Raw genomic sequence first — 7366 nt, 5'->3', positions numbered from 1 at the left:
GCAGCTTGCAGCTTGCAGCTTGCAGCTTGCAGCTTGCAGCTTGCAGGCGCATATGTTTTGATTCGCGACATTATCTTTCGAATCGAAACTTAGGCATGTCGAAACGCAACACGCCGCAACGCCGCCATACCATTCTTTCCCTGCTCGCCGAGCTGGGAGAGGTGAGTGTGGAGGCGTTGGCCAAGCGTTTCGCCACCTCCGAGGTGACCATCCGCAAGGACCTCGCCGCGCTGGAGAAGAACGGCCTGCTGCTGCGCCGGTATGGCGGCGCGGTGCCCTTGCCCCAGGAGTTGATGGTCGACAGCGGCCAGCCGGTTTCGCGCTACAAGCAGGCCATCGCCCGGGCCGGGGTGGCGCGTATTCGCGAGCATGCGCGCATCATCATCGACAGCGGCACCACCACCGCGGCGATGATTCCCGAGCTGGGCCATACGCCGGGCCTGGTGGTGATGACCAATTCGCTGAATGTGGCCAATGCCCTGCGCGATATCGAACACGAACCCGTGCTGCTGATGACCGGCGGCACCTGGGACCCGCATTCGGAATCCTTCCAGGGGCAGGTCGCCGAACTGGTGCTGCGCTCCTACGATTTCGATCAGTTGTTCATCGGCGCCGATGGCATCGACCTCGAACGCGGCACTACGACATTCAACGAGTTGTTGGGGCTGTCGCGGGTGATGGCCGAAGTGGCCCGCGAGGTGATCGTGATGGTCGAGAGCGACAAGATCGGCCGGCGCATCCCCAACCTCGAGCTGCCCTGGAGCAGCATCCATACCCTGATCACCGATGAGCGCCTCGCCGATGAGGCGCGTACAAGCATCCAGGCCCGTGGCGTCAAACTGATCTGCGCGGCCATCGAAAACAAGCTGGAGAACTGACCATGTGTGGCATCGTTGGCGCCGTCGCCGAACGCAACATCACCGCGATCCTTCTCGAAGGCCTCAAGCGCCTGGAATACCGGGGCTATGACAGCGCCGGGATCGCCGTGCTGAATGTCGCCGGCGAGCTGCAGCGCCTGCGCCGTTCCGGCAAGGTGGCGGAACTGGAACAGGCCCAGGCGCAGGCGCAACTGTCCGGTCGCCTGGGAATCGCCCATACCCGCTGGGCCACCCATGGCGCGCCCTGCGAACGCAATGCGCATCCGCATTTCTCCGGCGACGACCTGGCGGTGGTGCACAACGGCATCATCGAGAACCACGAGGCGCTACGGGCGCAGCTCAAGCAGCTCGGCTACGCCTTCGTCTCCGATACCGATACCGAAGTCATCGTGCACCTGCTGCAGCACAAGCTCGACGAGTTCGGCGACCTGACCGTCGCGCTCAAGGCCACGGTCAAGGAATTGCACGGCGCCTATGGCCTGGCGGTAATCAGCGCCAAGCAGCCGGATCGCCTGCTCGCCGCGCGCAGCGGCAGCCCGCTGGTGATCGGACTGGGGCTGGGCGAGAATTTCCTGGCCTCCGACCAGTTGGCGCTGCGTCAGGTCACCGACCGCTTCATGTACCTGGAGGAGGGCGACATCGCCGAGATCCGTCGCGACAGCGTGCAGATCTGGGATGTCGACGGCCAGCCGGTACAGCGCGAGGCGGTGCAGTACCACGAAGGCGCCGAAGCGGCGGACAAGGGCGAATACCGCCACTTCATGCTCAAGGAAATCCACGAGCAGCCCAAGGTCGTGCAGCGCACCCTGGAAGGACGCCTCGGCGATCGCCAGGTGCTGGTGCAGGCCTTCGGTCCGCAGGCGGCCGAGCTGTTCGCCAGGGTGCGCAACGTGCAGATCGTCGCCTGCGGCACCAGCTACCACGCCGGCATGGTCGCGCGGTACTGGCTGGAGGAACTGGCCGGGATTCCCTGTCAGGTGGAAGTGGCCAGCGAGTTCCGTTACCGCAAGGTGGTGGTGCAGCCGGACAGCCTGTTCGTCACCATTTCCCAGTCCGGCGAGACCGCCGATACATTGGCCGCGCTGCGCAATGCCAAAGCGCTGGGCTACCTGGCCAGCCTGGCGATCTGCAACGTCGGCATCAGCTCGCTGGTGCGCGAGTCGGACCTGTGCCTGCTGACCCAGGCCGGGCCGGAGATCGGCGTGGCGTCGACCAAGGCCTTCACCACCCAGCTGGTCGGGCTGATGCTGCTGACCCTGGCCCTGGGCCAGGTGCGCGGCAGCCTCGACGCCGTCAAGGAAGCCGAGCTGGTCGAGGAGCTGCGTCGCCTGCCGATCCGCCTGGGAGAAGCGCTGGCGATGGATACCACCGTGGAGAAGATCGCCGAGCACTTCGCCGAGAAACACCACACGCTGTTCCTCGGGCGCGGCGCCCAGTATCCGGTGGCGATGGAAGGCGCGCTCAAGCTCAAGGAAATCTCCTATATCCACGCCGAGGCCTATCCGGCCGGCGAACTCAAGCACGGCCCGCTGGCGCTGGTGGATGCCGACATGCCGGTGGTCACCGTGGCGCCGAACAACGAACTGGTGGAGAAGCTCAAGTCCAACCTGCAGGAAGTGCGCGCGCGCGGCGGCGAACTGATCGTCTTCGCCGACCGTGAAGCTGGCATCGAGAACGGCGAGGGCACCTTCCTGGTGAACATGCCGCACATCCATGATGCCTTGGCGCCGATCCTCTACACCCTGCCGCTGCAGCTGCTGTCCTACTACGTCGCGGTGCTGCGCGGCACCGATGTGGACCAGCCGCGCAACCTGGCCAAATCGGTGACCGTGGAGTGATCGCGCAGCCTGGGTGAGCTTTGTCTGATCCGCGCACGATCGATCGGTTCATGCACCGCTGGCTCGCCAAACCAGGGGGCTGTATAACGGGCCTTTCCGAGGGGGCGAACGAACAGGAGGCGGTATGGAAGAGGTCATCGAACAGCTGCGCGAACTCAACGAGCCGGTGCCGGTGCCGCTGGAACTGCCGGACGACGATCTGCTGGTGGAGATCGAGGAACAGCTGCTGATCAACCTGCCGTTCGGCCTGCGCGAGTTCCTGCTGCAGGTCAGCGACGTGGTCTACGGCCGTCTTGAGCCGGTCACTGCCACCGACCCGCAATCGCACACCTACCTGCCCGAGGTGGCGGCAAACGCCTGGGATGCCGGCGTGCCGCGCGACCTGATCCCGGTCTGCCAGGAGGGCCGCGACTATTACGTGGTCGATCTGGAGGGCCAGGTCACCCTCTGGGACGGCGATGACGGCGAGCTGACCGAAGAAACCTGGGAAACGGTCTGGCACTGGGCGCGGGACGTCTGGCTGGAAAGCTGAGAACGGACCGAGCCGCTTCGCGATATGAAAAGCGCTAAGCTGTACGCCCCTTGCCGACGACCTGACTCCCTATGCTGACCCTGGGCAACCTATTCCTGTTCATGTTGGCGACCGCCGTGGGCGCCTGGTTCTGGCATTCCCATGGCATTCGCGAGCGTGCCTTGCTGGCCGTGCGTCGGCATTGCAAGAAAATGGATGTCGAGCTGCTCGATGGGGCCGTCGCCTTCCGGCGCCTGACGCTGTTGCCGGATGCCCGTGGTCGGCGCCGGCTGGCTCGCATCTATGGCTTCGAATTCACCGTCACCGGCGAGCAGCGCCATCCCGGTAGCATCGTCATGTTCGGCGCACACGTCGGCCGCATCGAGATGGCCGCGCATCCGTTCCAGCCCGCCGCGGAGCCGGGGCGGGTCATCCAGCTGGACGAATGGCGCCGCTCGCGCGACTGAGTGGCTTCATTCTGGCAAACGGCAGGCGACCAAGCCCTGTTCCAGCGCGGCCTGCGGTTGGACCTCGGCGAAGATCAGCTCGATCCGCGAATCCCGGCGCCATTCGCTGGGCCTGAACACGAGTCCATGACCCTCCAGCGCATTGGCCGACTGCCAGCCATTTCCGCCGTGCAGGACCAGCTTGGCGCGGCGCCATGGCCATTGCGCCAGCCACTGCGCGACTCGCTGCAGATCGAAGCGCTGGCTCGGGTGCCAGCGCCAGCCGATGCTCCAGCCGTCGTCGCCTGCCCGGCACTGGCAGATGGGCCGCTTCGGATCGCGCCAGAGTTGCGGCAGCGGCGCCGCCGCCTGGGGCAGGGCGGACGGCTGTGGCGCCTCGCGAGCGCAGGCCTGGATGCCCGGAAGCCGTTGCAGGGGCAGCCGGCCCTGGTGGGTCCAGTACAGCGGCCGATCGGGCAACTGACTGGCCAGCCGCGCGCGCGCCGGCGCGTCCAGCGCCTCGCTCTTGTTCATCAGCAGCAGCCCGGCACCGGCCAGGGCCTGTTGCTGGCTTTCGGGCAGCGCCGCGCCCTGGCTCAGCGCCTGCGCATCCAGCACCAGCACGCTCGGCTGAAGCGCCAGTACCTGCTGCCAGGGCGCCTGGCCAAGCTGGCGCAGCAACTCGGCCGGGTGTCCGAGCCCGGACGGTTCGATCAGCAGGCGATCCGGGCGGGCCTGGCGCAGCAGGCGAGTCAGGCCGACCTGGAAGGGCACGCCGTTGACGCAGCACAGGCAGCCGCCGGCGACTTCCGCCAGGCTGACGCCTTCGGCGCCTCTGCTCAGCAGCGCGGCATCCAGGCCGATCTGGCCGAATTCGTTGACCAGCACCGCCCAGCGTTCGGCCGCCGGTTTCTGCGCCAGCAACTGGCGGATCAGGCTGGTCTTGCCGGCGCCGAGGGGGCCGCCGATGAGATGGGTGGGGATGTGTTCGAGCATGGTCGTCATGGTGCGCATTTTGCGGTGCGGCTGGAAGAGGCGGATGCCCGCTCGTGCTAAAGTCGCCCGCGATTCTGAAGGGGGGTGGCTCGTGCGACTATCTTTGTTGCTGACGGTGTTGCTGGGAAGCGCCGTGTCCGGCGAGGCGCTGGCCGAGGCCTGTGTCATCCACAGTCGCGACGGTCGAGTGGCGGTGACGCTCTGCCAGGCGAATCGCAGCATTCCCGCGGAGCTGTTCCGCAACGGCTTCTGCCAGCCACAGCTCGAGGGCCAGCAGATCGAGGTGGAGTTCGTCGAGCACTGCCCGCAAGGCGCCTTCGGCATCTGCCGCGACGCCCGCGTTTCCAACATGCCCTATCGGCAGGACATCCACTATTACGGTATCGCCAGCGATGCCCGCTTTCTCCGGCCCGCCTGCGAGCAGGCCAGCGAGGGCGTCTGGGACGGCGAGTAAGCCACGGCCCAGCATTCATGGGGGTTTCACGTGGAACCTGAGCGAACGGGCCGCTAGCGCGCCGGCTCGAGCGTTCCGCAATCCTCGCCCACCCAGTGCGCATGGGATTCCATGCGCGAGGTGCCGGTTTCGACGCCTTGCCGGTACTCGCTCTCGATGGTGCTGACGAACTCCCGCGAGCTGATGAAGCGGGTTTCCCCCTGGCCGCGGGCGCCGGGGCATGCGAAGCGGAATTTCCACAGGCTGTCGCTGCGCTCGGTGATTTCCTGGCTGCAGGCCGGGTCGTCCTGAAACGGCAGATCGCCCGAAGCCACCTGTTCCTCGCTGAGGCAGATCCGCACGCCCTTGCCACCCAGCTGCACGCCCTGCGCCGCGAGCATTTCCTCCATGACCCTGCGCTGATCGGCCGGCAAATTCTGCATCTGCGCCAGCATCTCGTCCGTGCCCGGCATCTGCTGGCCATCCATCTGGATGTCGCCGCTACGGAATTCCCAGAGGCCGGGCAGGATCGGCTGGGCCTGGGCCGGTAGAAGGAACATCGACAAGGCCGTCGAGGCGGCCAGCAGGGACAGACGGGGCATGGTCGTACTCCAGATCCGGTGTTCTGAAAGCCTAGCTGAGGCTGCGCAAAAGTCCGCCCGACAGCGGCGATGATTGATCGTGGATTTATGTTGTTGAGAAGCGTTAGCATCCACCTTCGCAGCATTCATGGGAGGCCGCATGGCAACCGAAGGTATGGTTCGGCAGCAACTGCTGCACCGGCTCTATGTCGATCACCACGGCTGGCTCAATGGCTGGCTGCGGCGCCACCTAGGCTGCAACCAGAAGGCCGCGGACCTGGCCCAGGACACCTTCGTGCGGGTGCTGGCCAAGGACGAGGACATGGCCGCCATTCGTGAGCCCAGGGCTTATCTGCATACCATCGCCAAGGGCTTGTTGCTCAATCACTGGCGCCGTCGACAGATCGAGCAGGCCTACCTGGATGCCCTGGCGCTACAGCCCGAACCGCTGGCACCGTCGCCCGAAGCCCAGGCGCTGATCGTCGAAACGCTGCTGCAGGTCGATGCGCTGCTGGCGCGCTTGCCGACGAAGGTGCGCCGTGCTTTCCTCATGTCGCAGTTGCAGGGCATGACCTATGCGGCGATAGCCGTCGAGCTGGGCGTCTCCGAACGGATGGTGAAGAAGTACATGGCGCAGGCCATGTTGCATTGCCTGACGCTGGTGGGGGAGGACTGATGGGCATCGATCACCGCGTGCTGCAGGAGGCTGCGCAATGGTTCGCCGTGCTGCAATCCGGCGCGGTGAGCGCAGCCGAGCGCCAGGCCTGGTCGCAATGGATCGAACGTCCCGAGCATGCCCGGGCCTGGGCCAGGGTGGAGCGCATCAGCGGCCAGTTGCTGCCGCTGTCGGCCGATCCCGTCGGGCGTACCGCGGGCGGCCTGCTCCAGCAGCAGCGCACGAGCCGACGCCAGGCGCTGAAACTGCTTGGCCTGGTCTGCGGCGGTGCCGGGCTGACGCTGGCGACCGGTTCCGCGCCCTGGCGCGAGTGGACCGCGAACCAGCGTACCGCGGTCGGCGAAGTGCGTGATCTGCGGCTGTCCGACGGTTCGCGGCTGTGGCTGAATACCGGCAGTGCGGTGGATATTGCGTTCGATCGACATGCACGGCAGCTGTCGCTCTACCGGGGCGAGCTGCTGATCGATGCCGTTGGCGGGCAAAGCGTTCCACCGCTGCTGCTGAACAGCCGCGAGGGACGTTTGCGCAGCGAACGGTCGGCGCGCTTCTCGGTGCGCCAGGGCGACGGCCGGACCCAGCTCAGCGTGTTCGCCGGTGCGGTGGAGATCCAGCTTGCGGGCCTGGGCGTCACCAGCGTTGCCGCTGGGCAGCAGGCCGGCTTCAGCGCCGGCCGCATCGGCCCGCTCGAACCGGTGCGGGCAGAGCGACAGGCCTGGTCGACCGGCGTGCTGCTGGCCGATAACCAGCGGCTGGCCGATTTTCTCGCCGAGCTGTCGCGCTATCGTCACGGCTATCTCGGCTGCGACCCGCGTATCGCCGATCTGCGCGTGGTGGGTGCCTTCCCGCTGAGCGATACCGAACGGGTGCTGGAGGCGCTGGCGGCCACGTTGCCGGTGCGTATCCAGCGGCGCATGGCCTGGTGGGTCAGACTCGAACCGGCAGTGTAGGGCCGGCAGAGACTGCGAATAAAAAATATTCGTATCCGCAGTTCCCCTTTTCCGTTCCGG

9 protein-coding genes are annotated in these 7366 nt (G+C 66.3%); 7 read left to right on the top strand and 2 right to left on the bottom strand.

Annotated features, from left to right (window positions below; translation table 11 throughout):
• The first annotated feature begins 95 nt into the window (after positions 1 to 95).
• From IN820_RS01970 to IN820_RS01955, 4 genes are all read left to right on the top strand, one after another.
• Entirely contained in the window at positions 96 to 878 is a 783-nt protein-coding gene (locus IN820_RS01970) for a DeoR/GlpR family DNA-binding transcription regulator (RefSeq protein WP_193679366.1), read from the top strand.
• Positions 879 to 880: 2 nt separating this feature from the next.
• Positions 881 to 2716 carry a glutamine--fructose-6-phosphate transaminase (isomerizing) gene (gene glmS / locus IN820_RS01965; protein ID WP_193679365.1) on the top strand — a complete coding sequence of 612 codons (1836 nt, stop codon included), beginning with the start codon at positions 881 to 883 and terminating at the stop codon, positions 2714 to 2716.
• A gap of 124 nt (positions 2717 to 2840) precedes the next feature.
• Positions 2841 to 3248 (top strand): SMI1/KNR4 family protein, encoded by a 408-nt coding sequence (locus IN820_RS01960; protein ID WP_193679364.1) that lies wholly within the window; start codon positions 2841 to 2843, stop codon positions 3246 to 3248.
• Between the two features lie 71 nt (positions 3249 to 3319).
• Positions 3320 to 3694: a DUF3301 domain-containing protein gene (locus tag IN820_RS01955; RefSeq protein WP_193679363.1), complete on the top strand. Its 375-nt coding sequence runs from the start codon at positions 3320 to 3322 to the stop codon at positions 3692 to 3694.
• Between the two features lie 6 nt (positions 3695 to 3700).
• On the opposite strand, the gene IN820_RS01950 is transcribed toward IN820_RS01955, so the two are convergent.
• Positions 3701 to 4687, bottom strand: coding sequence for a CobW family GTP-binding protein (locus IN820_RS01950; RefSeq protein WP_193679362.1), 987 nt, complete (start codon positions 4685 to 4687; stop codon positions 3701 to 3703).
• A gap of 73 nt (positions 4688 to 4760) precedes the next feature.
• On the opposite strand from IN820_RS01950, the gene IN820_RS01945 reads away from it, so the two are divergent.
• Positions 4761 to 5123: an NADH:ubiquinone oxidoreductase gene (locus IN820_RS01945; protein WP_193679361.1), complete on the top strand. Its 363-nt coding sequence runs from the start codon at positions 4761 to 4763 to the stop codon at positions 5121 to 5123.
• Positions 5124 to 5176: 53 nt separating this feature from the next.
• Here the strand turns inward: IN820_RS01945 and IN820_RS01940 are convergent, their stop codons facing one another.
• Positions 5177 to 5704, bottom strand: a complete 528-nt coding sequence (locus tag IN820_RS01940; RefSeq protein WP_193679360.1) for a DUF3617 domain-containing protein — start codon at positions 5702 to 5704, stop codon at positions 5177 to 5179.
• 139 nt (positions 5705 to 5843) lie between these two features.
• Between IN820_RS01940 and IN820_RS01935 the strand changes: the two genes are divergently transcribed.
• Positions 5844 to 6359: a sigma-70 family RNA polymerase sigma factor gene (locus tag IN820_RS01935; protein ID WP_193679359.1), complete on the top strand. Its 516-nt coding sequence runs from the start codon at positions 5844 to 5846 to the stop codon at positions 6357 to 6359.
• The gene (locus IN820_RS01930; RefSeq protein ID WP_193679358.1) at positions 6359 to 7306 is read left to right on the top strand and encodes a FecR domain-containing protein; all 948 of its coding nucleotides are present in this window, start codon (positions 6359 to 6361) and stop codon (positions 7304 to 7306) included. Before IN820_RS01935 ends, IN820_RS01930 begins: the two co-directional genes overlap by 1 nt.
• Positions 7307 to 7366 lie beyond the last annotated feature (60 nt).

This window comes from Pseudomonas lopnurensis, assembly GCF_015070855.1.
Classification (GTDB): domain Bacteria; phylum Pseudomonadota; class Gammaproteobacteria; order Pseudomonadales; family Pseudomonadaceae; genus Stutzerimonas; species Stutzerimonas lopnurensis.
Note: the sequence above shows the minus strand (reverse complement) of the source record. Positions and strands in the feature narration are given on the sequence as shown.

What these genes read in the sequence shown, in the direction of transcription:
- IN820_RS01970 (WP_193679366.1), top strand. Translation starts at nt 96, where the DNA reads ATGTCGAAACGCAACACGCCGCAACGCCGCCATACCATTCTTTCCCTG.
- glmS (WP_193679365.1), top strand. Translation starts at nt 881, where the DNA reads ATGTGTGGCATCGTTGGCGCCGTCGCCGAACGCAACATCACCGCGATC.
- IN820_RS01950 (WP_193679362.1), bottom strand. Translation starts at nt 4,687, where the DNA reads ATGCGCACCATGACGACCATGCTCGAACACATCCCCACCCATCTCATC.
- IN820_RS01930 (WP_193679358.1), top strand. Translation starts at nt 6,359, where the DNA reads ATGGGCATCGATCACCGCGTGCTGCAGGAGGCTGCGCAATGGTTCGCC.
- IN820_RS01935 (WP_193679359.1), top strand. Translation starts at nt 5,844, where the DNA reads ATGGCAACCGAAGGTATGGTTCGGCAGCAACTGCTGCACCGGCTCTAT.
- IN820_RS01960 (WP_193679364.1), top strand. Translation starts at nt 2,841, where the DNA reads ATGGAAGAGGTCATCGAACAGCTGCGCGAACTCAACGAGCCGGTGCCG.
- IN820_RS01955 (WP_193679363.1), top strand. Translation starts at nt 3,320, where the DNA reads ATGCTGACCCTGGGCAACCTATTCCTGTTCATGTTGGCGACCGCCGTG.
- IN820_RS01940 (WP_193679360.1), bottom strand. Translation starts at nt 5,704, where the DNA reads ATGCCCCGTCTGTCCCTGCTGGCCGCCTCGACGGCCTTGTCGATGTTC.